The sequence below is a fragment of the Bacillus sp. J41TS8 genome, assembly GCF_018333035.1.
Taxonomy (GTDB): Bacteria; Bacillota; Bacilli; order Bacillales; family Bacillaceae; genus Bacillus; species Bacillus paralicheniformis.
On record NZ_BORF01000001.1, the window covers coordinates 299,827 to 325,930 of the forward strand.

The window sequence follows — 26,104 nt, forward strand, 5'->3', positions numbered from 1 at the left end:
ACCGCCCGGCAGTACGGGCAGTCCTCGATTTATTCTCCTGCAGGCTTGCGCTTCGGCTTTTTCAGGTCGCGCCCTTTCCAGACAAGCCATACTTGAGCTGCGATGTAGAGCGATGAATACACTCCACTCAACAGCCCGATTAACAGCGCGACAGAGAAGTTCGTAATCGATGCTGCGCCAAAAATGAGGAGCGCAATGACCACAATGACGACGGTCAGCACCGTATTAATCGAACGAGTGAACGTTTGCTGCAAGCTCAGATTCACAATATGCGATAAATCGCTGAAGCTCTTCGGCTTGCGCTTTTTCACCTGTTCCCTGATTCTGTCAAACGTTACGATCGTATCGTTGATCGAATAACCGATAATCGTCAGCACGGCTGCGATAAACGTAATATCCACCTCGAGCCTTGTAATGCTGAAGACCGCGATGATGAAGAATGCATCGTACAGCAACGAAGCGATCGCCGCAATTGCCATCTTATATTCAAAGCGGATCGAAACATACAGGATGATCCCGAGAGCCGCGACGGCCACCGCATAGAGGGCGTTTCTCGCCAGCTCTTTTCCGACGGTCGGTGATACTGTGCTGACGTTCGGCTCCGAGCCGTATTTATCTTTAAAATAATCCTTCACTTCGGCAATTTTTTTCTGATCCGGAACGCCGACAAATCTGGCGACGCCGTGTTTTTGATCATCACCCGAAAGAACGATTGAATCGGCTGTCAACCCGACCTCTTCAAAGTCTTTTTTCAGCTCTTCGCTCGTCAGCTTGTGGTCGCTTTGCACTTCGATCCTTGATCCGCTGGAGAAATCGATGCCAAGGTTCAGCCTGAAAACAAGCAGAATGACAATTCCCGCAGCCAAAATAATTCCGGAAAATACGAAGAACCATTTACGCTTACCGACGAAATCCCATTTGGTAAACGGAGTCGGAGGCTCAGTATTTTCGTCTGTCTTGCTGATGTCCAGGATGTCTTTTTTGCGCACTCCAAACCAGCCTTTTTTCCGGTCAAGCCAGCGGCTTTCGACCAGCAGGCCGAGCAGGAAGCGCGACAGGAAGACAGCTGTAATAAAGCTTGTCAAAATGGATAGGATCAGCATGGTCGCGAAGCCTTTGACAGAGCTCGTACCAAATATGAAAAGCACGATTCCGGCAAGCATCGTCGTAATATTGGCATCAAAGATCGTTGCAAATGATCTTCTGTTTCCTGCTTTAAAAGCTGAGCGTACCGATTTGCCGAGCTTCAGCTCTTCTTTTATGCGTTCGTACGTAATGATGTTGGCGTCAACCGCCATCCCGACACCCAAAATAAGAGCCGCGATCCCCGGAAGGGTCAGAACCGCATTCATCCAGTCAAAGATCTGCAGTGTAATGTAGATATAGACAGAAAGCGTAATGACCGCGACAAAACCAGGCAAGCGATAATAAAGAAGCATAAATAAGAAAATAATAGCAATACCGACGATTCCCGCAAACACGGTATCATTCAAAGCCTGCTCCCCAAACTGCGCGCCGACGGATGTCGAATACTTTTCAACGAGTTTGACAGGAAGAGCGCCCGCATTTAAAATGCTCGCCATATCTTTTGCTTCCTGAATCGTAAAGTTTCCTTCAATCATTACGTCTGACGTGTTCAGCACCTGGCTGACATTCGGAGCGGAGATGTATTTATGATCCGCTTTTTGCGATTCTTTTTTAAAGGAGTCGCCTTTTTTGTAATCAAGCCAGATGACGAGCTGGTTGTTCGGCTTCATATCGAGCACTTTCTTTGTCACTTCGCCGAATTTATCGGCATCCTTCAGCTTGATCGTCACGATCGGCTCATTTGTGTCCTGCTTGAACGACTGTTTAGCACCGTTTTCGACAAGATCTGAACCGTTCAAAAGCTCTTTGTCATTCGTATCCCTGAACGTAAGCTGAGCCTGTGTGGATAAGATTTCCCGCGCCCTGTTCTGGTTGTCGACGCCGGCAAGCTGAACCCTGATCCGGTTGTTTCCTTCGATTTGAATGTTCGGTTCGCTGACGCCCAACACATTCGCCCGGCGGTTCAGTGCTTCAACCGTACTGATGAGGGCGTCCCTGTCAATTTTGTCGCCCTGTTTGGCAGGCTGGACTTCATACAGAACCTCAAAACCGCCCTGAAGGTCAAGGCCGAGGCTGATGCTGTCTGCAGCCGGCTTCGTGAACATTCCCAGTCCCGTACCGATCAAGAGAACGGTAAGGAAAAACGCAATCAAGCGTCCTTTTTTCATTATGTATTTCCTCCTTAAATCAACCAAAATCTACGGCTACCTCAGCAGCTCATCGAGCATATTCTGCCCTTCTTTGCTGTCGAGTAAATTAGACGTTTTAAACGATTCTACGGTTGCATAGTTCATAAATTCGCCAATTTTCACAGATAAAATATCACCGGCGAGCTGATGAATTTGAACATCCTTCTTTTTCTTCCATTTCTTATTCAATAAGTATGACCACAATTCCTCTATTTCAATATCGTCATAACCGAGTATCCTGAACTCTTCCGTCTTGCTGTGAAGAAAGGGTTTTAAATGATCCTTGTACAGATCAGCCGGATGTTTGCCCATGCCAAAGCCACGCTCCTTTCACATTTTTTCAGAGAGACTTGTCATGCTTGGACGATGTATGCGCATATCTTATTGTATATGATTAAAGGTTGTTTGAGAAGGCAGGGGACTCTAGAAATGACGAAGCAGACGTTTTTAAAAGGAACGCTCATTTTAATAGCGGCAGGTTTGATTACGAGAATGCTCGGCTTTATCAACCGGATTGTCATCGCAAGGTTCATCGGAGGTGAAGGTGTCGGGCTTTATATGATGGCGGCTCCGACTTTTTTTCTGGCGGTCACCCTCACCCAGTTCGGCCTACCTGTCGCCATCAGCAAGTTGGTTGCTGAAGCGGAAGCGCGCGGAGACCACAGAAAGACAAAGCAGATTTTAGTGATGTCTCTTGCAATTACCGGGACGCTCAGCGCCGTCATTACTCCGGTGTTTCTCATCTACGCCCCGCTGATGGCCGACACGCTGCTCACAGACAAAAGAACGCTTTATCCGCTTTTGGCGGTTACACCGGTCGTTCCGATCATTGCTGTTTCCAGCGTGCTGAGGGGCTATTTTCAAGGAAAGCAAAATATGAGGCCGCTTGCCGTGTCCCAGGTTCTCGAACAAATTGTCCGGATATCGCTTGTCGCCGTATGCACGACGGCATTCCTTCCGCTCGGCATCGAATATGCGGCTGCGGGCGCGATGCTGTCATCCGTGTTTGGCGAGTTGGCTTCACTCCTTTATTTGTTCGTCGCCTTTAAATACAAAAAGAAAATCCGCATCAGAAAACGTTTTTTCCAATCCCTGAAATCTGGACGAACCACGTTTTTCGAGCTGATGAGCGTCTCGCTCCCAACAACGGGCAGCCGTTTTATCGGCAACCTGTCATGGTTTTTTGAACCGATTGTCGTAGCGCAAAGCCTTGCAATAGCAGGGGTCGCCGCTTCCGCCGCAACGAGCCAGTACGGAGAGTTGACCGGCTTTGCCCTGACGCTTCTCACCCTCCCGAGCTTTATCACATATTCTCTGTCTACGGCGCTCGTTCCAGCCATCAGCGAAGGAATCGAACAGAAAAAAATGCAAGTCGTGGAATACAGGCTTGAGCAGGCGATGAGGCTTTGCCTTTTAAGCGGCGGAATATCGGCGGTCATTTTGTTTTCGTACGCGGATGAGCTGGTCAGCGTGATGTACGGGTCGTCAAATGCTGCGATTTATGTGAAAATCATGGCTCCATTCTTTTTATTTTACTATTTCCAAGGTCCGCTGCAGGCCGTCCTGCAGGCTTTAAACCTGGCCGGCGCGGCAATGATGAACAGCCTGGTCGGCGCCGTTGTGAAAACAGGTCTCATTTTTGTTCTCGCTTCACGGCCTTCACTTGGCATTATGGGGGCTGCGCTGGCGATTTTGACGGGGATCATCCTCGTCACCCTGCTGCACGCCGCAACCGTCAGCAAAGTACTTCCCATCAGCATTAACCTGAAAGAATATATCGTATCCTTCGGCGTCATTTTGATATCAGGGTGGGGAAGCCTTCTGATGAAAGAACACCTTTTTTTAGACCAGTCCGAGCCGATGCGCCTGCTTTTGTGTGTCGCGGTTACAAGCTTTCTTTACGTCTTCCTTCTGGTCGCCTTCAAGCTGGTCAAAAAAGAAGAAATCCAGCGGTTTCCGCTGTTCGGCCGCTGGATTTCGTAAGCTCTCGCTTTAAGGTTTAAATTCATCCTTTATGTCAATAAAAAAAGAACCTTTATTATATGTGCAATAAGAAATTTTGGAAAGATCGCGGTGTCCTCTTTTTTCAAGCTTTTGCTCAAGCCACTCCCGGTCTTTCCCGATCTTTTCTAATTGTTCTTTTTGAACCATTCCGTCAACAATCAACGGCAGTTCGATCATTTTGTTTGGCCCGTCTTTTGTAAACACTGAAAGCTTCCCGGTCGGCTCCAAAATCGCATATGAAACATCCCCGATTCGTTCCACATTCTTATCTCTCAGCTGTGTCATCAAATCATCGTAATTATAGCGCTGTGTCCTCATGGCGTGTTCATCAATTTTTCCGCGGTCTATGATAATCGTTGGTTTTCCATCGAGAAGCCGGCGGATTTTTTGATTTTTCAATGACAGATATGCAAATATAACCTGGATCAGCGTCAAAACGAGAATTGGAATGATCGTATGGAGAAGGTGGTCATCGAGATTTTCAATGGCCAAAACCGCGATTTCGGCCATCATAATAAAAACGACAAGATCCAATATGCTCAGCTCGCCTATTTCCCTCTTTCCCATCAAGCGAAACAAAATAAAGATGATGAAATACAAAACGACCGTCCGAAACGTAAGAGCTAAAATTTCATCCATTACCGCCCGCCTCCTTCCGCCTATCATGATCATAAACATAGCCTTTGTAAAATTGAGGCTTTTATGTATAAAAGGTCGGGGGAGCTAGTCTATTTGCCAAACGTGCAGAATACATTTAAAAAGACGAGCCCGTCTATATTGAAAGGAGGATCGTGATGAACGAACCAAAACAAGTCGGCAAAGGGATTTTATACAGCTTGGCGGTTATTTTCGCTTTGATGTTTGCGGGAAGCCTGGTCATTTCGCTGCTCCTCACCTTCACATCATTAACCGAAAGTTCATTCAGCTGGTTTATTACCGCCATTTCTTTTATTACCTTGTTCATCGGCGGTTTTATTGCGGGAGGCAAATCGAAGGAAAAAGGGTGGCTGAGCGGAGGATTGACAGCGCTTTGCTTCTCTCTTACGGTGCTTTTGTTTCAATATCTCGGCTTTGGCGAAGCCTTCAATTTGAAGCAGCTGCTCTATCATTCCGGTTTTTTGGGAGTCAGCATGCTGGGCGGGATTTTCGGGGTCAATCTGCAGGGGAGCCGTGCATAAAGACAGCAAAAAGGGAGCGGATGACCGCTCCCTTTTCTCATGCCCATCAGGCTTCTTTTATGCCATGTCACATCAGGAACAACTGCGGCTTCATCAAGACATAAGGAACGGCGCTAGCGCCGTTTTCACGTCCTACGACAGTCTGATTTCCGATGCTTATGTATCAGCCTTTCGGCTATTCTGCTGACGCCTCTCTGATCGCGCGGCGGTCGAATGTCAGACGGGTATTGTCGCCTGTTTTGATGACAACCTTGCTTTCGTCAATTGAATCAACGATGCCGTGCAGGCCGCCGATCGTTACGACCTTATCTCCTTTTTTCAGCTCCTCCTGCATCTGGCGGACAGCCTTCTGCTGCTTTTGCTGCGGACGGATCAAAAGGAAATAAAGAACCGCAAACATTAAAATAATCGGAAGTAATGTTCCAAGCATCTCCATTATTTTTTCACCCCTTTCAAATGGCTTTATCGCTTTCTTCGTTTATGTGTCAGAAACTTTTAGCATTTGGTTTATTAAAACCGTAGCGCTCAAAAAACTCTTCCCGGAAATCACCTAAACGATCTTCACGAATGGCATCTCTGACTTGCCCCATTAATTTTAACAGAAAATAAAGATTATGATAAGAAGTTAAACGAATTCCAAACGTTTCGTTACAGCGGATTAAATGTCTGATATAAGCGCGCGAGTAATTGCGGCACGTATAGCAGTCGCACTGCTCGTCGATCGGTCTGAAATCTCTTTCATATTTGGCATTTTTCACGACGAGACGCCCTTCGCTCGTCATGAGCGTACCGTTTCTCGCTATCCTTGTCGGCAGCACGCAATCGAACATATCCACTCCGCGGATGGCTCCGTCAATCAGAGAGTCCGGTGAGCCGACCCCCATTAAATAGCGCGGTTTATCCGCAGGAAGCAGCGGAGTTGTAAACTCCAGCACACGGTTCATCACGTCTTTCGGCTCTCCGACGGATAGTCCACCTATAGCATATCCCGGAAAATCCAGTGAAATCAAGTCTTTCGCACTTTGTTTTCTCAAGTTTTCGTACTCTCCGCCTTGAACGATTCCGAAAAGCCCTTGCTCGTCAGGGCGTTTGTGAGCTTTCAGGCACCTTTCCGCCCAGCGGCTCGTCCGTTCAACAGACCTCTTCATATAATCGTACTCTGCCGGGTACGGCGGGCATTCGTCAAACGCCATCATAATATCTGATCCGAGGGCGTTTTGGATGTCCATCGCTTTTTCAGGAGATAAAAACAGCTTGTCTCCGTTTAAATGATTGCGGAAATGAACGCCTTCCTCTTCGATTTTGCGGAACTCGCTCAGGGAAAACACCTGAAAGCCGCCTGAATCCGTCAAAATGGCGCGGTCCCAATTCATAAACTGATGAAGGCCCCCCGCCTCTTTGACGATGTCATGGCCCGGTCTCAGCCAAAGGTGGTACGTATTGCTTAAAATAATGCCTGCACCCATTTCTTTCAGCTCTTCCGGCGCCATCGTTTTAACGGTGGCGAGCGTTCCTACGGGCATAAACACCGGCGTTTCAAATGAGCCGTGCGGGGTGTGCACTCTCCCCAGTCTTGCTCCTGTTTGTTTACATGCTTTTATGAACTCATAGCGTATCGGTTGCTGCGACAAATTATGAGCCCTCCAATCTTTTTGAATTTTATTTGATCAACATGGCATCTCCGAAGCTGAAGAAGCGGTATTCGTGTTCCACTGCGGTGCGGTAGGCAGAAAGCACATGCTCTCTGCCTGCGAGCGCGCTGACAAGCATAATGAGGGACGATTTCGGAAGATGAAAATTGGTAATCATCCCGTCAATCGCCCGGAATGTGTAGCCTGGATAAATAAAAATCGATGTCCAGCCTCTCGCTTCCCGGAAGCGGCCGTCATGTTCGGAAGCGATGGTCTCAAGCGTCCTCGTCGATGTCGTGCCGACGGAAATGATTTTTCCGCCTTCCTGTCTGACGCGGTTTAACAATGCTGCCGTTTCTTCCGACATTTCATAAAACTCGGCATGCATATCGTGTTCCTCTACATTTTCCGCACTGACAGGCCGGAATGTCCCGAGCCCGACGTGAAGGGTAATAAACGCAATATGCACGCCTTTTTTCCTGAGCGCATCCAGAATCTCTTCCGTAAAATGCAGCCCGGCCGTCGGCGCAGCCGCCGATCCTTGTTTCTTTGAGTAAACCGTCTGATAGCGCTCTCTGTCATCGAGCTGTTCTTTAATATAAGGAGGCAGAGGCATTTCGCCGAGCGATTCGAGCACCTCGTAAAAAATTCCTTCATAGCGGAATTCAATTTTTCTTCCGCCGTGCTCGAGCTCTTCTGTGCAGACCGCCGTTAGACGGCCGTCTCCAAACGAAAGAACGGTTCCGCGCTTGACCCGCTTTGCGGGCTTGACAAGCGTTTCCCATACGTCCCCTTCCTCCTGTTTTAACAGAAGAACTTCAACCTTTGCGCCCGTCTCTTCCTTGACTCCGTACAAGCGGGCCGGTAGCACCCTCGTATCATTCAACACGATGCAATCGCCCGCGTTCAGAAAATCAATCACGTGCTTAAACGTGCTGTGAGTGATTTCTCCTGTTTTTTTATCCAGCACCATCAGCCTGGACGCATCCCGCTCTTTTAAAGGAACCTGTGCGATAAGGCGTTCAGGCAAGTCAAAATCGAATAATTCTACTTTCATCTTTTTTCACCTTACTCTATCTATAGACTTGAATGTCGCGTCATTTCATTCGTCCGAAAAACGAAAACACCACGGACAGAATGATGCTGATGACAATGCATGTAACAACCGGAAAGAAAAATGTCACGTTTCCCTTTTTTACAAAAATATCGCCGGGGAGCCTGCCGATGACTTGCATGAATAAACCGATGCCAAAAATGACGGCGCCCAGCACCATTAAAATCTTTGGAAATTCAGTCACGGTTCGGAACCTCCATTTTAAAGTGGCTGTATACATCAGGGGTTACGATGCGCCCCCGCGGCGTTCTTTGAATAAAACCGATTTGAAGAAGATACGGCTCATACACATCCTCGATCGTGTGAGACTCCTCACCGATGGTAGCCGAAATCGTATCGATGCCGACTGGACCGCCGCCAAATTTTTCGATCATGCCCATTAAAAGCTTGCGGTCGATATGATCAAGCCCGAGTTTATCAACCTGGAGGCGTTCCAGCGCATCCACCGCCACTTCCTCCGTGATGGAGCTGTTTCCAAGCACCTGGGCAAAATCTCTGACCCTCCTCAAAAGCCTGTTGGCAATCCGCGGCGTCCCTCTTGACCGTCTCGCGATTTCGAGAGCCGAGAGCGAATCGATGTCAACCTCAAACAGCTCCGCCGTTCTGATCACGATGTCTGAAAGCTCGTCACGCGTGTAATACTCAAGCCTTGACAGAACGCCGAACCTGTCCCTGAGAGGCGCGGTTAAAAGCCCGACCCTTGTGGTCGCGCCGACAAGGGTAAAAGGAGGAAGATCGAGCCTCACAGAACGCGCCGACGGCCCTTTGCCGATCACGATATCAAGGCAGAAATCTTCCATCGCAGGATACAGCACCTCTTCGATCGAACGGTGCAGACGGTGGATCTCGTCAATAAATAAAACGTCACCTGGCTCCAGAGCCGTTAATATCGCCGCCAAATCGCCGGGGCGCTCGATCGCCGGACCTGACGTCGTTCTGAGATTGACTCCCATTTCGTTGGCGATGATCGCAGCGAGCGTCGTTTTTCCCAATCCCGGCGGCCCGTACAACAAGACATGGTCAAGCGTTTCTTCCCGCATTTTCGCAGCTTCAATGAATACCTTGAGGTTGTCTTTCACTTTTTCCTGGCCGATATACTGAGCCAGTCTTTGCGGACGCAGACTTTGCTCGATCGCTGATTCATGGTTGTCTAGTTCACTTGATACAAGCCGCTCATCCATGATATCACCTTACTTTAACAATTTTTGCAATGCTTTTTTAACGTATTGATCCGTCGAAAGCGCCTCTTCCTTTTTCAAATGAGGCTGGACTTTTTTAATTTCCCGGTCGGAATAGCCGAGCGCTCTTAATGCTTCAAGCGCCTCCTCAAGAGCCGTTTCCGCTTCATGAATTTGCTCCCGCTCTTCATGGTTAAACAGATCGGCCGCGATTTCAGGAACGGCGTCCGCGAGCTTCCCTTTCAGATCAAGAATGATCTGCCTTGCCGTTTTTTTGCCTACGCCGGGGAACTTGACGAGAAACGCTTCATCCTCATTCTCGATCGCTTCAATCACCGCTCCCGGATCGCCGGAAGCGAGGATCGCAAGCGCTCCTTTCGGGCCGATTCCCGTAACATTCAGCATTTTCGTAAACAGCATTTTTTCTTCCCTTGTCGAAAAGCCGTACAGCGCATTCGTATCTTCTCTTACATAATGGTATGTATAGATTGTTTCGTTGCTGTTTTTCTTATAAATAAACGGATTTGGCGTAAAGATCTGATAGCCGATCCCGCCGTTTTCAATGACAATATATTGGGGCGATACATAATCAATCGTCCCTTTTACGAATTCGATCAACGTTCATTCACCTCTTTGACTGCTCTTCATTGTAACACAAAACAGGCAAAGCTAGAATCAAAAAGTTAACATATGTTCGCTAAAAATGGCTTCTGTCTGCAGCTGAAAAAAGACATAACAGCGTCATGTCTTCATATCTTTTACATGATGTTGGCTTCCGGATGATTTTACGGCTTCAATGACATGTTCAAATTCCTTTTTCGTGCGGTATGGGATCCCTTTGCGCAAATCATCCGCCATCCGGCTTTCCAGGCGCTTTATATCAATCTGAAAAAACGAATGAATCGGCTCTGATAATATGCCCGGGCGGCCGTGAAAAGTCGAAATCACGCCGTCTTCCGTCACTCCGATATAACCGTTTGTTTTGCTGAGGGGAGAAATATCGTCCACCTGTTTGCGAAACAGAATAAACCCCTTTTTCTGATCGATGAGCTGCCACCCTTTATAAGCAGCTTTAAAGTCTTCCAGTGTTCGAGCGGCCTCTACTTTATTTTCGATTCCAACGTCCCCGTCCAGATAAACCTTTTCAAGCTGGATTTGAACTTTAGCCGGCTTTTCGGCCAGGGCCTCCAGGTGAAAGCTGAGCGCGGCCAGCAGACTTCCAATAAGCAATAAACCGATTTTGAACTTGCTTTGGCTGTTCATCAATATCACCTTCTTTTTTGCCTTAACGATCATATCCATAGTTTGACCAACGCTTTTAAAAATTAATCTAAAAAAGCAATTAGATGACAACCGGTTTACGAATGTTACATTTTTAAACCAATATGAAGAACTCAAAAGCATTTAAGGTGCAAAACCCCTCGTTCTCATGTATAAACAACATTATAGAGAGTTTTTCGTTTGACCAGCCCTTAAAAAGAAGGTGAGTTCGGCGTGAAAAAGGCGCAAACCTATGCAGAGGCCGTAAAGTATAATACGAAAAAAAAGTTCAATAAACTTATCCAAAAACCCGATGACTTAGAGTTGATCGGGAAAGGCAGGAGCGCATACGTTTTTAAGCTGACTGAAGAGGGCAGGGAAATGGCTCTTAAAGTCTTTTTTCCCGAATTTAAGAACATTGCCGCAAGGGAAGCGGAGATTTACAAAAAGCTTTCTGATTCGAATTATTATCCTGATATATATGAAACAGGGCCATCATATATTTTAATGGAGTATATTAAAGGATACACTTTTTATGAGTGTTTAAACAAAGGCATTCCGATCGATGACGACATGATCTGCGAGGTCGACCGCGCATTGAACGATGCGAAGCGGAAAGGGTTGAATCCATCCGATATCCACCTCAGAAACCTGATACTGACGCCGGCTGGGACAATCAAAGTCATCGATGTGGCCAGGTTTTTGCAGACGAAAGAATGCAGACAGTGGGATGACTTAAAAACAGCCTATCAAACCATTTATAAAAAAAGCCGTTTCCCGCAAAGGCTTCCTAAGCTGTGGATGGAATTGATCGCTTATCTTTATAAAAAAAACTGGCTTCAGAAACAATGGGCCGCCAGAAAAAACAAATTTCACCCGTAATTTGAAACTTAAAGAAGGCGCGTCCGTATATGAAATAACCCCATTAAAGTCATGAAGGGAGAAACAGCTGTTGAAGAAAAAGAAGAAACGAAATGATGATAAATGGGATTATCTTTATCTCGTTGATTTGCTTGAGCCGTTGTTTTATGTGCTGAGGCTGGCAGTAAGAGGACTTGCAAAAATCATAAATTAAACACTCGGGCTTTCTGGTGTTTTTTTTGATGGCCGAGTGATAAGACAAATACAAAACCCCTTCATTTGAAGGGGTTGCTTTTTAATGCTCTTTCAAATTTGCGAGCGGTACTTCCTGCTCGTTCTCCGGCTGGCCGAGCGGAAAAATTCTTGCGGTTTCATTTTGTTCGTTGACATGCTGAATATAAATCGGTCTGCCGTTATAAGTAACATCAACCATGTCGGGTGATTCGACGATTTCCTGGGCACGATGCGTATTCATGCTGACACCCTCCTTTTGCTTTTACTCATAATGTGTACACCCGGCTGCTTTCGTATTCCTTTTGAGCGGGTTTTCTTTCAAGGAGGGGTGATCTTCAGGCTCCCGTAATCAATGAATCTTTACGTACAAAGGCAGATCCGTGTGTCCCATTTCACGCACATAAACAAACAGATTGCCTTTGTGATGAATTTCGTGTCCGATCGCTAGCTGCAGCAGCTGTTCGCCGGCTACTTTCCGTCCGAAGACGCCGGTCAAATCGACCTCACGATCCAATTCTTCATCCGTAAAAGATTCAAGCAGCTTTTTTGTTTTTTCTGTATACGTTTTGGCGAGCTCGCTCAGGCTTGACCCTGTTTCTTCCGGCTTCTTTTTAAAAGACTCTCCGTTTCCTTCTTTTGCCGCCGAAGCAAAGGCATAGAAAGATTGCAGCATATGCGTGACAAGTTCCTTCGCTGACATCGACGTTTCAGTCGGTTTGTAATCGAGATGTTTTTCATCAATCTTTTGAATCAGTTCTTCTGTCACCAGGCGGTGGGACATAAATTCCTGAACGATGCGGTCTTTTCGTTCCATTTTTTATTCCTCCTTCGTGTTTTAGCAGTTCATACACAGAATAACACGAGTTTCCATTTTCAGCATCTGTCCTGCAGCACCCTTCGGACCGCCTTGACATATTTGCGGAATGTTCTCGTTTTTGTTTCCTCCCTCTCTTTATAGGAAAAGTCTTCGAAAAACTCTTTCCTTTGAGCCGTGCTGATTTCAAGCTGCACGCTCATTCCTGACTGGCTTTCATTATTGATGTTTTCCTCGGCAGTTCCGGCAAATTTCCCGTCCACTTTGACCAATTCTGCGGAAAAGTCAGACTTTTTCAGAGATTTGACGATGGCTTTTGCCAGCTTTCTGTCCGTTCCTCCCACAAGCGTGTGCGGGCGGTCGCCGGAATAGCCGTGGAATGCGATGGTATAGCGGTGTTCCTTTATTTTCTGCAATGCCAGAGGCTCGTCAAAGTTTGTGCTTGTAATATGAAGATCCGAGTTGTTCTCATCCTTTTTTCCTTCGAATAAATAAGTTGAATAATCATCTTTGAAAGCTCTGACAAGCTCGCTTACTCCGCCTTCTATTCTTCCTCCATGAGGCGAAAAAATTAAACAGTCGCTTCCCGCTTTTTCGTGGTACTCAATGTCATAACCGCTTTTTTCGTGTTCCTGCAATTCCTTGAAATTCATGTATCTGTCCCCGGCCTGGATCTGAAAGTTCTCCCGGGTTGTTTTTTCGAACCACCTGTATGCGCCATTTATCATCACTGCTGCGATCACCAAGTAGATGAGTACTTTTTTCTTCATTGATTATTCCCCTTTTACACTACCTTTCGATTTCTAAGCATGTCCTCCAAGCCTCATTGTATATTTGGCTTTTTTGTGACACAGTTATTTTACGCTTTAGACATGACGCGTTCAATTATGAATAAGTTTGATAAAAAATAAAAATTTAAATAAAATGATGCTTTTTCATTAGTTTAAAAGATCGATAAATTTTAAGAAAAAAATCTCATAAGAATAGGCGTCTCTTGTTGCACGACTTTCCCTACAGCCTATCCCGCTTGAGAATAAGGCATTCTATCAGAAACGGGGTATACGGTTTGATAAAAGTAACATCTGCGGGGTGCTGATGTTATATTTTCTTTTCATCCCCGTTCTGTTATCCTATTACCGACAATAAAAATGCAGGTGATAAAACATGGAAACAGAATATGAAACAAAAGGCTACGACCTGACAAAAGTTTATGATTACAATCAATATCCGGATGTCCGCCACGGACGGTGCGACAATTGCGATTACACCCTTTTTAAAAGCTCTGTAAAAAACGGGCAGTTTTTGCGTGAATGCCGGCGCTGCGGCATGAAAAAAAGCATTTAGCGTTACAGTACATTCTCATATGTATAAAAAAACTTGCCGACAAGGCTGAATGGAGCTTTGCCGGCAATACACGTCATGCTGTCAAATGCTTAAACATCTTTTTGATCTTTGTTTGTGACGATGCCGTTGATCGATTCACCGATCTTTCCGCTAAGATCAGCATTCAGGCTGTTGATATTTTGAATGTATTCGCTGATGATATTTTGGACCGCTTGATTCATCTCTGCATTTTCACTTTTTGTGAGGTCGGCCTCTCTCAGATCGATGCCGCTGTTTTTCTGAACCAGCTCATTGATGGATTGACCAAATCCCGTGATAAAGCTGTTGATTTTTTCGATGACTTGAGCGGTTTCCTGATCTTGCGCACCCGCGTCTATAGCCGTGAAAGGCTTCTCATTTTCGCGCTGTTCAGCCATTTATAGAACCTCCTCTCATGATGACAGATTCCTTCACAATATATGATGAAAAATCAAATCTTGATTCCGCAGCAGCTTGATAGGGCTGCTAAATGGTTGAATGCATAAAAAGACGCCGCGAACCTGGTGCGGCGTCCTTTAATGAACGTTCGTATACACTTCCTGCACATCGTCATCATCTTCAAGTGCGTCAATGAGTTTTTCGACTTTTTCCTGAAGTGTTTCATCGACCTCTGCATAGGTTTGCGGAACCATTGTCATTTCGGCTGTCGCCGTTTCGTAGCCGCGCTCCTCCAAGTTTTTCTTTACTTCTTCAAACTGTTCGGGCTCTGTATAAATCTCGAACAGCTCTTCGCTCGTTTCGAGCTCCTCGGCACCGGCATCAATGACCTCAAGCATAAACTCCTCTTCATCTATCTCAAGATCTTCACGCTCGATTGCAATATATCCTTTCCGGTCGAACATATAAGAAACACATCCTGTTTCCCCCAAGCTGCCGCCGTTTTTGCTGAAAGCGGTTCTGACGTTTGTCGCCGTCCGGTTTTTATTATCTGTCAAACATTTGACCATGACAGCCACACCGCTTGGGCCGTAGCCCTCATACGTAATTTCCTCGTAGCTTTTTCCATCCTGGCTGCCGGAAGCTTTTTTGATGGCGCGGTCGATGTTGTCGTTTGGCATGTTTGCATTTTTGGCTTTATCGATGACGAGACGCAGACTTGCGTTAGATTCGGGATCGGGTCCCCCTTCTTTTGCGGCTACATATATTTCTTTGGCAAGCTTCATGAAAATTTTGCCGCGTTTAGCATCTTGGGCATTTTTTCTTCTCTGAATATTTTTCCATTTAGAATGGCCAGCCATATCTTTCTACCTCCAAAAAAATTCTCGTCTCTATGTACACTTTATACGGTTTTCCCCGTTTTTGTAAAGAAATCGGCCGAACGCTTACAAAAAAATTGCCGGGGAATCCCCGGCAATTCCCTGCTTATTGGTTGCGCAAGCGGTTCAAATTGTTATTCGTCGTGTCTCCGCGATCCCTAATGTTCTGAGGGTCGTCGTTCATTTCGCGCAGCCTTGTAAATGCGCCGTCGTCCTCGACAACTTGAACGGTCCGGTCTCCAGCAAACGTTTTGGCTGCTTTTCTAATTTGAGTTCTCTCATTATTTGTCAGCTGTTTATCTGACCGTACCGCGATGATGACCGTTTCATTCGTTACGACGGCCTGACTCTCGTCAACATAATTCAACTTGTTGACGCGTCCAGTGATATTCCTAGAGATTTTACGGTTTTCCGGTCTGTTATAGCCCGTGTCCGCCGTGTTCACCAAATGATTGTGATAATTCATGTCTCCCCGGCTGAAAGTTCCATCGCCTGTTGGAACGGGATTGCCGTTGCCCGCTCGATTGTTCACGTTCGTTGCACCGTTTCTCCCGTTCATGTTTTCAAGCATTTCTGTAACAGGACCGTCATTATCAAGACCGTTATTACGATCTGCATCATTTGAATAATATCCGATCGGACGCGTATTGTTTCCATTATCTATAGCGTCGTTCGTTCCGCAGGCAGATAGACCAGCTGTCAAAAGCAAAATACCCGAAAACACTTTCAGCTTGCTGTCCAATGGTAATACCCCCCGTGAAAACCGCTGAATTTGAGCATTGCGCTCTTTTTTAGGATGTGCGAGATGTGAAGAGTTACCCTTGACAGTTATAGACAGTCCAGTGAAAAAGCATGAAAGTGTTTATAGCGGTCCACAATAAAAAAGGAACGATAGATCATCGTCCCATTCCGAATCAGTCTTCTTCATCTTCCGGTCTGTTAAACATCTGTCCGCCTGCGGGCTGCTGTCCGTATCCGCCCATACCGTACGGAGCTCCCATTTGCGGCATCTGTCCATATGGCGCTGCACCCGGAAAACCTCCCGGGAATTGGCCTGGCCCGCACCCGCAGTCATCTTCTTTGCCGTGTGCCATATTGGGATCGTGTCCGACGTTTGGCGATGCATATCCCGGAAACGGCTGATAAGGCGCATATGCCGGAGCAGTCATCGGCTGATGATGATATCCGTGATGACCGGCATTGTCATGCCCCATGTTGTCATCACCGTCATATTCAGCAGGAGATACATAGCTAGGCTGAGGCATGTAAGGCATTTGAGCAGGATATGGATACCAAGGGTGGCATAAGCCCGATCCAGGCAGCACCGGTGAAACAGGAATCCAGCAGCCTCCAGGATAGAACGGATAAGGATGCGGATGGTGATGGTGATGATATCCGGCAGCAGCTACATTTGGCATGCCGTGAAACTGCTTATTTTCATCACCTGCTGCACCGACATTCGGCGGCTGCGGAACATTCGGATAATTGACATTTTCCATATGATTCTCCTCCTCATTTGTCCATGGATTATACATGTTAGGGCCTTTCTCTTGATGTTCATAAGGTTTTGGAGGTGCGTACGGCTGATGAAGCTGATTGACGCTTTGATACAAATTTGAAATGTCGCCTTCAGGCAAACTTGACTGCCCGATGTTCGGGACAGGCGGAACATAAGGAACCGAAGGCTTTTCTTTCGGTTTTATATCTTCAACATCAAGCTTGCTTTTCGGCTTTTCTTTTGCAAATGGATGTTCCTGCTGTTTTTTCGGTAACTCTTTTCTCATATTGAGCTGTTCTTCTTTTTTGACCGGCACTCCCCCTGACGGTACTTTGATTTTCATGCCCGGCATGATCAAATCTGGATTGCTCAGCTGCGAATTCAGCTTTTTCAGTTCTTCAAAGTCCACTTCATATCTTTCCGCGATTTTTTCCAGAGAATCGCCCTTTTGGACAATATGAATTTTCAACGTTTTCCCCTCCTATGCAAAAACGTGAACGAACAGATGAGAATAACAAATATGCTTCTCCACAAATTTATGCGCATAGCGGAGGGGTTATGATAAAAACTTGTTCTCCAAACATTTAACGGATCGTTAACATCCGATTCAGCGCAAGAATGGCATCTTTTGCGATATCTTGATCAACTTTGATCACGCCTGTCAGTTCACCTTTGTCAATCTGCTCCAGCGACCACAGCAAATGCGGCATGTCGATTCTGTTCATTGTCAAACAAGGGCACATATCTGGATTAAGGGATTCGATTTGTTTATCAGGATGTTCTTGAATGATGCGCGAAACAAGGTTCATCTCTGTTCCAATCGCCCATTTGCTCCCCGGTTTTGCTTCATTAATCGTATCGATGATTTTTTTTGTAGACCCGCTGAAATCGCTGAGTGCGACGACTTCATGGGTGCATTCCGGATGAACGATAACATTAATGTCCGAATCCCGTTCTTTAACACTTTTGATATTCGCCGCGGTAAATTTTTCGTGAACAGAGCAATGCCCCTTCCACAAAATGATTTTTATGTCTTCATAATCGCCGTTATACTCAAGTTTTTCTGCGATGGGATCCCACACCGCCATTCTGCTGAGGGGAATGCCGAGGTCATATGCCGTGTTTCGTCCCAAGTGCTGATCCGGAAGAAATAAAATTCTCTCCTTTTGCGATAGCGCCCATGTCAACATGCGGGCCGCATTTGAGGATGTCACGGACGCTCCCCCGTTTCTTCCTACAAAAGCTTTGATTTCCGCTGTCGAATTGACATATGTGAGGGGAATGATGGTATTGCCAAACAGCACTGCAAGCTCTTCCCAGGCGCGATTCGTCTGCTGCATGTTGGCCATATCGGCCATCGAACAGCCTGCGCGCATGTCCGGCAAAACGACAATCTGTTCGTCGGAAGTAAGCATATCGGCTGTTTCTGCCATAAAATGTACGCCACAGAACACGATATATTCCGCTTTTTTATTTTTTTGGGCGACTTGCGCCAGCTGAAGCGAATCTCCCGTCGCGTCCGCAAATTGGATCACTTCGTCTTTTTGGTAGTGATGCCCCGGGATAAACAGCCTTTCTCCGAATTTCTTTTTGATATTCAAAATCCTTCCGGCCATTTCTTCTTCGGTCAATTCTTTATACAGCTCCGGCATCATGCCGGCGTTCCTGTCATGAATCAAGTTTAAAATAGACATCTGTCACCTCTCCAATCCCGCTTATTTTTTCAGATCGACATTCATGCTGATATCAAGGCTTTTCGCCGAATGGGTCAAGTAGCCCAATGAAATACAGTGCACCCCTGTTCCCCTGTATGCGGGGAGATTTTCAAATGAAATTCCGCCTGAAGCTTCCGTCATAATGCCTGCGGGTGTCATTTCCGCAAATGCTTTCACCTTGTCAGGAGGACAATTGTCAAACATAATGATATCGGCTTCAGCCTCAATCGCTTCTTGAAGCTCTTGTTCAGACTCGATCTCCACCTCGATTTTGACCATATGGCCGCACGCTGCCCGTGCTTTTTCAACCGCTTTTGAAATCGAGCCGCAGGCGGCAATGTGGTTGTCTTTAATCATGATGCCGCCGTCCAAACCAAAGCGGTGATTGCAGCCCCCGCCGGTTTTGACCGCGTATTTTTCAAGAATGCGCAGGCCCGGCGTCGTCTTTCTCGTATCGCAAATCGCGATATCCGGATCATTCAGCCTGATAACGGACTGCTTTGTTAAAGTGGCGATCCCCGACATTCTTTGAATGAGATTCAGCACGACCCGTTCGCCGGTCATGAGAGAAGCTGCACGGCCTTTGAGCCGCGCGATCGTTTCTCCTTTATGGACCGCTTCGCCATCTGTTTTCAGCATTTGCACGGCAATCGTTTCATCGAGCAGCCGAAAGCCTTCGAAAATCACTAATTCTCCTGCAAACAATCCGTCATCCTTCGCTGTGATGACCGCTTCGCATTGAAGATTGGCATCGAAAACGGCTTCAGAAGTGAAATCCCCCCAGCCGATATCTTCCTTGAAAAATTCTTTAAGCATGTTCCTAAGTATGAGCCGCTGCATATTTCACAATCCCTTCGTTTTGTCTTATCTTGATCCCGCCTTTTGTGTGAACGATTTGCTTGCCATGCCAGTTTTTATCATCAGGCGCCGGGCGATCCGAACGATAATGGCCGCCTCTGCTTTCTGTACGAAGCAATGCCGAGGCCGTCATCTGCTTGGCGGTCTGCCATAAATGAGCTAATTCAAGCTGTTCTTTTGTGATTTCTTTCACATTCATGATTTGAAAAGGCACTCGCTCAAGCCATTCTTTCGCCTTCGTCAATTCATCCTCCGTTCGCACGATCGCCACATGATCCGTCATGCGTTTTTGAATATCCTTCACATCTGTCAGGGGAACAGAATATGTCACATCCTCAGGCTGAGGAGATTGTCCTCTGACAGGCTCAGGTTTTTGATAAGCTTGTATCCGTTCCGCCGCTCTCCTTCCGAAGACGATGCATTCCAAGAGAGAATTGCTTGCCAGACGGTTGGCACCGTGAAAGCCGGTGCATGCAGCTTCCCCAATCACATAAAGGTGTGGAACCGCCGTTTCCCCCCATCTGTTCACAGAAACTCCCCCCATTAAAAAATGCATGCCCGGTGAAACCGGAAGCCGGCCTTCTTCAATGGAAATTCCGGCTTTTTCGCAAAGAGAGGAAATCGTAGGGAAGCGGCTTTTAAAGTCTGATATGCGGGTAATATCCAAAAATACGCTGCTTCCGCAGGCAAGCTTTTCGTGAATCGCACGAGATACGATGTCCCGCGGCGCTAAATCCTGCATGTGGTGAATCCCTTCCATCACCCGCTGGCCGTTTTCATCAACCAAGACAGCTCCTTCTCCACGCACAGCTTCTGAAACAAGCCCGTGTGCGCGCCCGTCTTTGACGAGCAATGTAGGATGAAATTGAACGAATTCCAAATCTGCGAGCTCGGCTCCTGCCCGATATGCCAAAGAAATCGCATCGCTTGTCACAGAACGGTTATTCGTGTTGATTTTAAATAGATTTCCGCAGCCTCCTGCCGCCAGCACAACAAAATCGGCTTTCCTGAGAAAAGTCTTTCCCTTGCGGTCTTTCGTCCAGACGCCCGCACAGCGTCCGTCTTCCATCCATAAATCCGCCGCTGTTTCGTATTCTTTCAGTATGACGTGAGGACCAAGCCTTCCGATTAAGTGCCGGATCAGCGCCTGCCCCGTAGCGTCTCCCCCGGCATGCAAAATTCTGTTCATCGAATGTGCGCCTTCTTTGCCGAGGCTGAGCTTTCCGGATTCGTCAGTATCAAAAGGGAAATGCTGAAGAATCAGCTCATCAACAAGGCGCTGGCCGTCTTTAATGGCATCTTTAACGGCTTCGATTTGATTGTGGCCGCATCCGGCATATAATGTGTCGTCCGCATGAGCTGACCAGGAATCGCGAGGCAATACAGCCGAGGCAATTCCTCCCTGAGCGAGGGTTGAATTGCTGTCTTTTACAGATGCTTTTGTCATCACAATCACTTCGTAAGACGGCGGAATGGATGCAGCAAAAGACAGCGCAGCGGCACCTGCTCCGACAACAATTATCGTCTGATGAGACATGTCGACCCCTCCTGTAAATTTACATGTGTCTTGACACCTATATTTACATATCGATAAAATAAACTCAAGTATTTTTTATAAAGAATGGGAGACAAGAGCCGTGATTTATCTTGATTATGCAGCAACGACACCGGCGGCAAAAGAAGCCTTGGACGCGTTTCAAAAACTGAGCACAGACGTGTACGGAAATTCGAGCAGTCTGCACGATGCGGGAGGGAAAGCCGAAAGTATTCTGCGCTACTGCCGCCAAAAGATGGCGGAACTTTTATCCGGGGAAGAAGAAGGCGTTTATTTTACGAGCGGCGGCACCGAAGCCAATTTTTTGGCGATTCACTCCATCTTAAATGGACTCCCCGCCGGAAAGCAGCACTTTTTAATGACAGAAATGGAACATCAGTCGATCCACATTTTGAAGCGGCATCTTGAGATACTGGGCTTTGAAGTCGACTTGATGAAACCGAATGCTTCAGGCATCATCACAACAGAGATACTGGAACGGCACCTCCGTCCTGATACAGGTCTTGTCTCAATTCAGCATGCCAACTCAGAAACAGGCGTCATCCAGCCCCTGGCAAAGCTTTCGGCTTACTTGCATAAGCGGGACGTGCTCCTGCACAGCGACTGCGTACAGACCTTTGCCAAGATTCCGGTCGGCATTGATGAGCTCGGCGCTGATGCCTTATCTTTTTCAAGCCATAAAGTATACGGACCAAAAGGAGTTGGAGCGGTCTATATTCAGCCTGGTGTGAACTGGAAACCCGTCTACCCGGGCACTTTACATGAAAACGGATTGAAGAGCGGCACCGTCAATGTCCCTGGAATCGGCGCTTTCATTACCGCTGCCGAGTTGACAATAAAGCGTATGGATGCCGCGCATCTTAAACATCAGGAGCTGCGCGCCCGTTTTCTGGAAAAGGCAAAAGCCCGGAAGCTTCCCGTCTCCCTCGCTGTGCCCGATTCGGCAAATTCGCATGTTCTGCCGCATATTATAGGTTGTTTTTTTCATTCCTTTGAAGGACAATATACTATGCTGGAATGTAATCGGAGAGGAATTTGCATTTCTACCGGAAGCGCGTGTTCAGCCGGCTATCATGAGCCGTCGAATACGATGAAAGCCCTTTTAGTCCCAAGGGAGCTCGCGCTTCAATTCGTCCGAATTTCGTTCGGATGCGATACGACAAGCGAACATGTTGATAAGCTGTTGGACGTTTTTGAAGATATGATGCATGAGAAAGGAGACCATCGGATTGACAGACGGATTAAAACTTACGGGCGCTGAGCGGCGCCAGCAGCTTCTGGCCTGGCTGAAGGAGTCTGAGGCTCCGCTGACAGGAAGCGAACTGGCGAAAAGAGCATCTGTTTCACGGCAGGTCATCGTACAGGACATTTCTTTATTAAAAGCAAAAAACGAACCGATCATCGCAACAAGCCAAGGATACGTGTATTTGCAGTCAGTTCTCGGCAAAAAACAGCCGGTTCAGCGGCTCATCGCTTGCGACCATGAGCCGGAAAAAACGGAAGAAGAGCTGAATCTGATCGTCGACTTTGGCGTAACGGTGAAAGATGTAACGATTGAACATCCTGTCTACGGCGACTTAACAGCTTCGATCAGAGTCAGCACAAGAAAAGAAGTCTCGGACTTCGTCAAAAAAATCTCTTCGACAAACGCCGCTTATCTGTCTCAACTGACAAACGGCACCCATCTGCACACATTGGAGGCAGATGACGAAGAGAAGATCGAACAAGCTTGCGACGCCCTGCAAAAAGCGGGCATCCTCATTCCCGAATAAAGAAAAGGTCCTTTGCCGTCATCAATGCAAAGGACCTTTCTTTATAATGTATACGCATTGTAGGCTCCGAGCATTTTCACCTTACAGCCCAAAGCTTCAAGCTCAGCTATCGCACCTGGAATCAGCACATCGTCCAGTGCCATTTCAATATCAATAATGAAAAAATAATTGCCGAGACCGGTTTTTGTCGGCCGCGATTCAATTTTAGAAAGATTCAAATTTCTCCAGGCGAAAGCCGACAGCACCTGGTGGAGAGCCCCTGATCTGTCCGAAGGAAGAGTTACCAGCAAAGTCGTTTTCGGCCTTCCCGTCAAGTGCGGATTGACCGGCGGAGATGCCTCGTGATCCGGATGAAGCATCACAAATCTCGTGTGATTGTATTCATAGTCATGCACATCTCTTTTGACGATGTCTAATCCATACGTAGCGGCTGCCATTTCATTGGCAATCACGCCGATGTTCTCGTCCGGATGTTCACTCACGTATTTTGCAGCTGCACCGGTGGATGTCGCATATTCAAACGGAATGGAGCGGAACCGGCTGTGCAAAAATTTATGACATTGTGCGATCGCATGGGAATGGGAATAAACTTTCTGAATGTCTTCCCAAGCCTCTTTTCTTGCAGGATGCACAAGTAAATGCTGACGGATGGGAGCGGTGATTTCTCCGACAATATAAAGGGGCTGTTCGTGGATTAAGTAGTCTATTGTCAGATTCACCGATCCTTCAATTGCATTTTCAAGCGGGACGACAGCCAGATCAATCTCGCCGTTCATCGCCGCATCCATACAGGCGGGTATTGTGTTAAATGCTTGCTGGTCTGCATCTGAAAAGCAGGAGCAGACGGCAAGGTGCGTAAATGTTGCTTCTGGACCTAAATAACCTACTCTCATACTCATGATATATGACATTCTCTCCCTTTAAGCGCCCGAACCTAGTATTTCGACCTTTTCTACGAATTCCAGCTTTCTTAATTTGTTCATCAGCAAATCGATATTTCCATCCATTCCTCTCGTACTGACGGACAGCGTGACATTCGCTCTTCCTTGAAGAGGGATGGTCTGGTGGATCGACAGCACGTTGCAGCCCGATTCAGCCACCACTTGGAGCAGATGGGACAGCGTTCCCGAGCGGTCCTCCAAATGAAAAAAAAGCGTGATAATCTGTTCCTTGACCATCGTATAAAAAGGAAAAACCGCATCTCTGTACTTGTAAAAAGCGCTTCGGCTCAAATCTACCTTTTGGACGGCTTCAGCTACAGATTCCGCTTTTTTCCGCTCAATCAGCTTTTTGACCTCAAGTGTTTTCCGCATTGCCTCCGGCAGCACGTCTTCCCTGACAAGATAAAAGGTCTCCTCTTTCACAGACTTTTCTCTCCTTTTAAAAACCCTGATTCCTTTACATTGATCCAGCAAGCGAAAGGAAAGGCGTTCCTTTCAGCTAAAAGTCGGAGAGCTTGCCTGGCAAACTCTCCGGTATGATCAGTCGATAAATTCAAATTCAAATTCGAGAAGACGGATCGTATCTCCGTCTTTTGCACCGCGGGCCCGAAGCGCGTCATCAACGCCCATTCCGCGAAGCTGTCTGGCGAAACGCTTAACAGACTCGTCTCTTGAAAAATCCGTCATTTTAAATAAGCGTTCAAGCTTGGCTCCGCTGAGCACAAAGGTGCCATCAGGATCACGGCTGATCTCAAACGGCGCTTCCTCATCCTCAAGCTTATACATGACTCTGTTTTCAGTCATGTCTTCTTCGTCGTAGAGCGGGAATTCCGGCGTCGTTTCCAAACGGTCGGCAATCTCAAACAGCAGATCCCTCAATCCTTGTCTGGTCAACGCGCTGATTGGAAAAACAGGATAATCATCTGTAAGCTTTTCTTTGAATGCCTTCAGATTTTCTTCCGCATCCGGCATATCCATTTTATTGGCGACAATAATTTGAGGACGTTCTGTCAGCCTCAGATTATACTGTTCAAGCTCTTTATTGATGGTCACATAATCTTCATACGGGTCGCGCCCTTCAAGACCCGACATGTCGATCACGTGCACGATGACGCGCGTTCTTTCGATATGTCTGAGGAATTGGTGTCCGAGGCCAACCCCTTCGTGCGCCCCCTCAATCAGTCCCGGAAGATCCGCCATTACAAAGCTGCGTCCGTCTTCCGTTTCGACCATTCCGAGATTCGGATTCAGCGTTGTAAAATGGTAATCGGCAATTTTCGGCTTGGCCGAAGACACGACAGACAGGAGTGTTGATTTTCCAACGCTTGGGAAACCGACAAGACCGACATCGGCCAAAACTTTCAGCTCGAGAACGATATAGCGCTCCTTGCCGGGTTCGCCGTTTTCAGAAAGCTGCGGCGCCGGGTTGGCAGGCGTCGCGAAACGGGTATTGCCTCGTCCGCCGCGTCCTCCTTTTGCGATGACGGCTTCCTGTCCGTGCTCCGTTAGATCAGCGATGACCTGCTTTGTATCATCGTCAATGACAACCGTGCCGGGCGGGACTTTTACAACCATGTCTTCTGCATTTCGGCCGTGCTGGTTTTTAGACATGCCGTGTTCTCCGCGCGTCGCCTTAAAATGTCTTTGATATCTAAAATCCATCAGCGTGCTGAGGCCTTCGTCAACTTTGAAAACGACGTCTCCGCCTTTTCCGCCGTCACCTCCGGCAGGACCTCCTTTTGGCACATATTTTTCGCGGCGGAAAGCAACCATTCCGTTGCCTCCGTCTCCGCCTTTTACGTATATTTTTACCTGATCAACAAACATAATGTCCTCCGTTCTATTCCTAAAAAACCGCTTTACTTGATATGAATTTCAGCGATGCACTCACGGTCTGTTACATCAAGCCGCTTGATTTCATAAAAATCAGCCAGTGAATGATGAAAGTCTTTGATACCGGTCAGCTTTGTGAATACGCCGTGGAAATCCAGAAAGATGACGAGCCGGTCGTCCGGACCGTCCGTCTGCAGCGTGATCGTCAGATGATTGTCGCCGCCTTTCAAAACGGCATCCTCAAAAGTCCCAAACAGCTTTCTGACGAAAACGACGAGCTTCTCTTCATAAGCTGACAAATCTCTGACCTGACCGATCACCTCATATTCAAGCGTCAGCGAATGGGCCATCCAGTTAAATGTAAGCAGCTCATACGCCGCACGCGGGATTTTAAGGTTTGAAAGCTTTGATTCATGCTGAGCTTCGATGACCACTTCATCAATAATTTCAAATACGCGGTCATACTTTTTTAATGTTAAGTTTCCTTTAATCAATTGCAGTTTATTCATCCAGTCGTGCCTTGAATGGCTGAGCAGATGAATAAGCTCATGGGTCAAAGCCTTATCGTCCATCGTCTTTTCTTGTTTTTTCGAAGTTTCTTCCATTTTTGCACTCCCAATCGTTTGTTCTCTATTTTAGGAGTCTGATTCAGTTTGTACTTTGAATTATAACAGAGAAGGCAGTATAAATGAAACACGTTTATATACTTTAAAGAAGCAGAATCAGAGCGGAAACCCGGCCTT

At 47.0% G+C, this 26,104-nt stretch carries 31 protein-coding genes; 7 read left to right on the forward strand and 24 right to left on the reverse strand.

Features of this window, described 5'->3' with window-relative positions; genetic code table 11:
- Window positions 1-29: 29 nt before the first annotated feature.
- Entirely contained in the window at window positions 30-2,255 is a 2,226-nt protein-coding gene (gene secDF, locus KI350_RS01630) for a protein translocase subunit SecDF (RefSeq protein WP_026579145.1), read from the reverse strand.
- Window positions 2,256-2,291: 36 nt separating this feature from the next.
- Window positions 2,292-2,588, reverse strand: a complete 297-nt coding sequence (locus KI350_RS01635; RefSeq protein ID WP_023855396.1) for a post-transcriptional regulator — start codon at window positions 2,586-2,588, stop codon at window positions 2,292-2,294.
- A 117-nt stretch (window positions 2,589-2,705) separates the two neighbouring features.
- Between KI350_RS01635 and spoVB the strand changes: the two genes are divergently transcribed.
- Entirely contained in the window at window positions 2,706-4,259 is a 1,554-nt protein-coding gene (spoVB, locus tag KI350_RS01640; RefSeq protein ID WP_026579144.1) for a stage V sporulation protein B, read from the forward strand.
- 9 nt (window positions 4,260-4,268) lie between these two features.
- Here spoVB and KI350_RS01645 read toward each other — a convergent pair whose 3' ends face one another.
- A complete protein-coding gene (locus KI350_RS01645; RefSeq protein ID WP_020452417.1) occupies window positions 4,269-4,919 on the reverse strand; it encodes a DUF421 domain-containing protein in 651 nt (216 codons plus the stop codon).
- 155 nt (window positions 4,920-5,074) lie between these two features.
- Between KI350_RS01645 and KI350_RS01650 the strand changes: the two genes are divergently transcribed.
- Window positions 5,075-5,458, forward strand: a complete 384-nt coding sequence (locus tag KI350_RS01650; protein WP_020452418.1) for a TIGR04086 family membrane protein — start codon at window positions 5,075-5,077, stop codon at window positions 5,456-5,458.
- Between the two features lie 175 nt (window positions 5,459-5,633).
- Here KI350_RS01650 and yajC read toward each other — a convergent pair whose 3' ends face one another.
- The 7 genes from yajC to KI350_RS01685 all read right to left on the reverse strand — a co-directional run bounded on the left by yajC (window position 5,634) and on the right by KI350_RS01685 (window position 10,644).
- Window positions 5,634-5,897, reverse strand: coding sequence for a preprotein translocase subunit YajC (gene yajC, locus KI350_RS01655; RefSeq protein WP_085959518.1), 264 nt, complete (start codon window positions 5,895-5,897; stop codon window positions 5,634-5,636).
- A 46-nt stretch (window positions 5,898-5,943) separates the two neighbouring features.
- The gene (gene tgt, locus KI350_RS01660; RefSeq protein ID WP_020452419.1) at window positions 5,944-7,089 is read right to left on the reverse strand and encodes a tRNA guanosine(34) transglycosylase Tgt; all 1,146 of its coding nucleotides are present in this window, start codon (window positions 7,087-7,089) and stop codon (window positions 5,944-5,946) included.
- A 28-nt stretch (window positions 7,090-7,117) separates the two neighbouring features.
- The gene (queA, locus tag KI350_RS01665; protein ID WP_020452420.1) at window positions 7,118-8,146 is read right to left on the reverse strand and encodes a tRNA preQ1(34) S-adenosylmethionine ribosyltransferase-isomerase QueA; all 1,029 of its coding nucleotides are present in this window, start codon (window positions 8,144-8,146) and stop codon (window positions 7,118-7,120) included.
- Between the two features lie 40 nt (window positions 8,147-8,186).
- A complete protein-coding gene (locus tag KI350_RS01670) occupies window positions 8,187-8,387 on the reverse strand; it encodes a DUF2905 domain-containing protein (RefSeq protein ID WP_003183984.1) in 201 nt (66 codons plus the stop codon).
- On the reverse strand, window positions 8,380-9,384 hold the full coding sequence (gene ruvB, locus KI350_RS01675; protein ID WP_023855398.1) for a Holliday junction branch migration DNA helicase RuvB: 1,005 nt from the start codon (window positions 9,382-9,384) through the stop codon (window positions 8,380-8,382). Before ruvB ends, KI350_RS01670 begins: the two co-directional genes overlap by 8 nt.
- A 9-nt stretch (window positions 9,385-9,393) precedes the next feature.
- Window positions 9,394-9,999, reverse strand: a complete 606-nt coding sequence (gene ruvA, locus KI350_RS01680; protein WP_023855399.1) for a Holliday junction branch migration protein RuvA — start codon at window positions 9,997-9,999, stop codon at window positions 9,394-9,396.
- A gap of 123 nt (window positions 10,000-10,122) precedes the next feature.
- Complete coding sequence (locus tag KI350_RS01685) at window positions 10,123-10,644, reverse strand: intercompartmental signaling factor BofC (protein ID WP_212930423.1); 522 nt, start codon at window positions 10,642-10,644, stop codon at window positions 10,123-10,125.
- A gap of 231 nt (window positions 10,645-10,875) precedes the next feature.
- Here KI350_RS01685 and KI350_RS01690 point away from each other — a divergent pair, with 231 nt between their 5' ends.
- Window positions 10,876-11,523, forward strand: a complete 648-nt coding sequence (locus KI350_RS01690; protein WP_020452425.1) for a protein kinase family protein — start codon at window positions 10,876-10,878, stop codon at window positions 11,521-11,523.
- 70 nt (window positions 11,524-11,593) lie between these two features.
- Complete coding sequence (locus KI350_RS23150) at window positions 11,594-11,716, forward strand: hypothetical protein (protein WP_023855401.1); 123 nt, start codon at window positions 11,594-11,596, stop codon at window positions 11,714-11,716.
- Window positions 11,717-11,797: 81 nt separating this feature from the next.
- Here the strand turns inward: KI350_RS23150 and KI350_RS01695 are convergent, their stop codons facing one another.
- From KI350_RS01695 to KI350_RS01705, 3 genes are all read right to left on the reverse strand, one after another.
- Complete coding sequence (locus tag KI350_RS01695) at window positions 11,798-11,977, reverse strand: small acid-soluble spore protein H (protein ID WP_023855402.1); 180 nt, start codon at window positions 11,975-11,977, stop codon at window positions 11,798-11,800.
- A 108-nt stretch (window positions 11,978-12,085) separates the two neighbouring features.
- Window positions 12,086-12,550 carry a DinB family protein gene (locus tag KI350_RS01700; protein WP_023855403.1) on the reverse strand — a complete coding sequence of 155 codons (465 nt, stop codon included), beginning with the start codon at window positions 12,548-12,550 and terminating at the stop codon, window positions 12,086-12,088.
- A 59-nt stretch (window positions 12,551-12,609) separates the two neighbouring features.
- Window positions 12,610-13,320: a poly-gamma-glutamate hydrolase family protein gene (locus KI350_RS01705; protein WP_023855404.1), complete on the reverse strand. Its 711-nt coding sequence runs from the start codon at window positions 13,318-13,320 to the stop codon at window positions 12,610-12,612.
- A gap of 394 nt (window positions 13,321-13,714) precedes the next feature.
- On the opposite strand from KI350_RS01705, the gene KI350_RS01710 reads away from it, so the two are divergent.
- Complete coding sequence (locus tag KI350_RS01710) at window positions 13,715-13,894, forward strand: DUF8096 family protein (protein WP_003183993.1); 180 nt, start codon at window positions 13,715-13,717, stop codon at window positions 13,892-13,894.
- An 89-nt stretch (window positions 13,895-13,983) separates the two neighbouring features.
- Here KI350_RS01710 and KI350_RS01715 read toward each other — a convergent pair whose 3' ends face one another.
- From KI350_RS01715 to nadB, 7 genes are all read right to left on the reverse strand, one after another.
- Window positions 13,984-14,310, reverse strand: a complete 327-nt coding sequence (locus KI350_RS01715; RefSeq protein WP_023855405.1) for a hypothetical protein — start codon at window positions 14,308-14,310, stop codon at window positions 13,984-13,986.
- 138 nt (window positions 14,311-14,448) lie between these two features.
- Window positions 14,449-15,171 (reverse strand): YebC/PmpR family DNA-binding transcriptional regulator, encoded by a 723-nt coding sequence (locus tag KI350_RS01720; RefSeq protein ID WP_023855406.1) that lies wholly within the window; start codon window positions 15,169-15,171, stop codon window positions 14,449-14,451.
- Window positions 15,172-15,295: 124 nt separating this feature from the next.
- Window positions 15,296-15,931, reverse strand: a complete 636-nt coding sequence (locus KI350_RS01725; protein ID WP_023855407.1) for a YhcN/YlaJ family sporulation lipoprotein — start codon at window positions 15,929-15,931, stop codon at window positions 15,296-15,298.
- 172 nt (window positions 15,932-16,103) lie between these two features.
- On the reverse strand, window positions 16,104-17,156 hold the full coding sequence (safA, locus tag KI350_RS01730; RefSeq protein ID WP_026579141.1) for a SafA/ExsA family spore coat assembly protein: 1,053 nt from the start codon (window positions 17,154-17,156) through the stop codon (window positions 16,104-16,106).
- 115 nt (window positions 17,157-17,271) lie between these two features.
- Entirely contained in the window at window positions 17,272-18,381 is a 1,110-nt protein-coding gene (gene nadA / locus KI350_RS01735; protein ID WP_059231350.1) for a quinolinate synthase NadA, read from the reverse strand.
- Window positions 18,382-18,402: 21 nt separating this feature from the next.
- Window positions 18,403-19,242, reverse strand: a complete 840-nt coding sequence (gene nadC / locus KI350_RS01740) for a carboxylating nicotinate-nucleotide diphosphorylase (protein ID WP_059231348.1) — start codon at window positions 19,240-19,242, stop codon at window positions 18,403-18,405.
- Window positions 19,223-20,797, reverse strand: a complete 1,575-nt coding sequence (gene nadB / locus KI350_RS01745; protein ID WP_059231346.1) for an L-aspartate oxidase — start codon at window positions 20,795-20,797, stop codon at window positions 19,223-19,225. Before nadB ends, nadC begins: the two co-directional genes overlap by 20 nt.
- A gap of 100 nt (window positions 20,798-20,897) precedes the next feature.
- Here nadB and KI350_RS01750 point away from each other — a divergent pair, with 100 nt between their 5' ends.
- Together KI350_RS01750 and KI350_RS01755 are read left to right on the forward strand one after the other, a co-directional pair.
- Window positions 20,898-22,076 (forward strand): IscS subfamily cysteine desulfurase, encoded by a 1,179-nt coding sequence (locus tag KI350_RS01750; RefSeq protein ID WP_059231345.1) that lies wholly within the window; start codon window positions 20,898-20,900, stop codon window positions 22,074-22,076.
- Window positions 22,045-22,587 carry a transcription repressor NadR gene (locus tag KI350_RS01755; protein ID WP_020452437.1) on the forward strand — a complete coding sequence of 181 codons (543 nt, stop codon included), beginning with the start codon at window positions 22,045-22,047 and terminating at the stop codon, window positions 22,585-22,587. Before KI350_RS01750 ends, KI350_RS01755 begins: the two co-directional genes overlap by 32 nt.
- A 41-nt stretch (window positions 22,588-22,628) precedes the next feature.
- Here KI350_RS01755 and pheA read toward each other — a convergent pair whose 3' ends face one another.
- The 4 genes from pheA to KI350_RS01775 form a co-directional block, all read right to left on the reverse strand.
- The gene (pheA, locus tag KI350_RS01760) at window positions 22,629-23,480 is read right to left on the reverse strand and encodes a prephenate dehydratase (RefSeq protein ID WP_025811045.1); all 852 of its coding nucleotides are present in this window, start codon (window positions 23,478-23,480) and stop codon (window positions 22,629-22,631) included.
- A gap of 27 nt (window positions 23,481-23,507) precedes the next feature.
- Window positions 23,508-23,951, reverse strand: a complete 444-nt coding sequence (locus tag KI350_RS01765; protein ID WP_023855415.1) for an ACT domain-containing protein — start codon at window positions 23,949-23,951, stop codon at window positions 23,508-23,510.
- 117 nt (window positions 23,952-24,068) lie between these two features.
- A complete protein-coding gene (obgE, locus tag KI350_RS01770; protein ID WP_020452440.1) occupies window positions 24,069-25,355 on the reverse strand; it encodes a GTPase ObgE in 1,287 nt (428 codons plus the stop codon).
- A 32-nt stretch (window positions 25,356-25,387) separates the two neighbouring features.
- Complete coding sequence (locus KI350_RS01775) at window positions 25,388-25,966, reverse strand: sporulation initiation phosphotransferase B (RefSeq protein WP_020452441.1); 579 nt, start codon at window positions 25,964-25,966, stop codon at window positions 25,388-25,390.
- Between the last annotated feature and the right edge of the window lie 138 nt (window positions 25,967-26,104).

Bases quoted from the DNA above. Each gene is read 5' to 3' on its own strand.
- secDF (WP_026579145.1), bottom strand. From the start codon at position 2,255: ATGAAAAAAGGACGCTTGATTGCGTTTTTCCTTACCGTTCTCTTGATC.
- KI350_RS01635 (WP_023855396.1), bottom strand. From the start codon at position 2,588: ATGGGCAAACATCCGGCTGATCTGTACAAGGATCATTTAAAACCCTTT.
- spoVB (WP_026579144.1), top strand. From the start codon at position 2,706: ATGACGAAGCAGACGTTTTTAAAAGGAACGCTCATTTTAATAGCGGCA.
- KI350_RS01645 (WP_020452417.1), bottom strand. From the start codon at position 4,919: ATGGATGAAATTTTAGCTCTTACGTTTCGGACGGTCGTTTTGTATTTC.
- KI350_RS01650 (WP_020452418.1), top strand. From the start codon at position 5,075: ATGAACGAACCAAAACAAGTCGGCAAAGGGATTTTATACAGCTTGGCG.
- queA (WP_020452420.1), bottom strand. From the start codon at position 8,146: ATGAAAGTAGAATTATTCGATTTTGACTTGCCTGAACGCCTTATCGCA.
- ruvB (WP_023855398.1), bottom strand. From the start codon at position 9,384: ATGGATGAGCGGCTTGTATCAAGTGAACTAGACAACCATGAATCAGCG.
- KI350_RS01685 (WP_212930423.1), bottom strand. From the start codon at position 10,644: ATGAACAGCCAAAGCAAGTTCAAAATCGGTTTATTGCTTATTGGAAGT.
- KI350_RS01695 (WP_023855402.1), bottom strand. From the start codon at position 11,977: ATGAATACGCATCGTGCCCAGGAAATCGTCGAATCACCCGACATGGTT.
- KI350_RS01700 (WP_023855403.1), bottom strand. From the start codon at position 12,550: ATGGAACGAAAAGACCGCATCGTTCAGGAATTTATGTCCCACCGCCTG.
- KI350_RS01705 (WP_023855404.1), bottom strand. From the start codon at position 13,320: ATGAAGAAAAAAGTACTCATCTACTTGGTGATCGCAGCAGTGATGATA.
- KI350_RS01710 (WP_003183993.1), top strand. From the start codon at position 13,715: ATGGAAACAGAATATGAAACAAAAGGCTACGACCTGACAAAAGTTTAT.
- KI350_RS01715 (WP_023855405.1), bottom strand. From the start codon at position 14,310: ATGGCTGAACAGCGCGAAAATGAGAAGCCTTTCACGGCTATAGACGCG.
- KI350_RS01720 (WP_023855406.1), bottom strand. From the start codon at position 15,171: ATGGCTGGCCATTCTAAATGGAAAAATATTCAGAGAAGAAAAAATGCC.
- nadA (WP_059231350.1), bottom strand. From the start codon at position 18,381: ATGTCTATTTTAAACTTGATTCATGACAGGAACGCCGGCATGATGCCG.
- nadC (WP_059231348.1), bottom strand. From the start codon at position 19,242: ATGCAGCGGCTCATACTTAGGAACATGCTTAAAGAATTTTTCAAGGAA.
- nadB (WP_059231346.1), bottom strand. From the start codon at position 20,797: ATGTCTCATCAGACGATAATTGTTGTCGGAGCAGGTGCCGCTGCGCTG.
- pheA (WP_025811045.1), bottom strand. From the start codon at position 23,480: ATGAGAGTAGGTTATTTAGGTCCAGAAGCAACATTTACGCACCTTGCC.
- obgE (WP_020452440.1), bottom strand. From the start codon at position 25,355: ATGTTTGTTGATCAGGTAAAAATATACGTAAAAGGCGGAGACGGAGGC.
- KI350_RS01775 (WP_020452441.1), bottom strand. From the start codon at position 25,966: ATGGAAGAAACTTCGAAAAAACAAGAAAAGACGATGGACGATAAGGCT.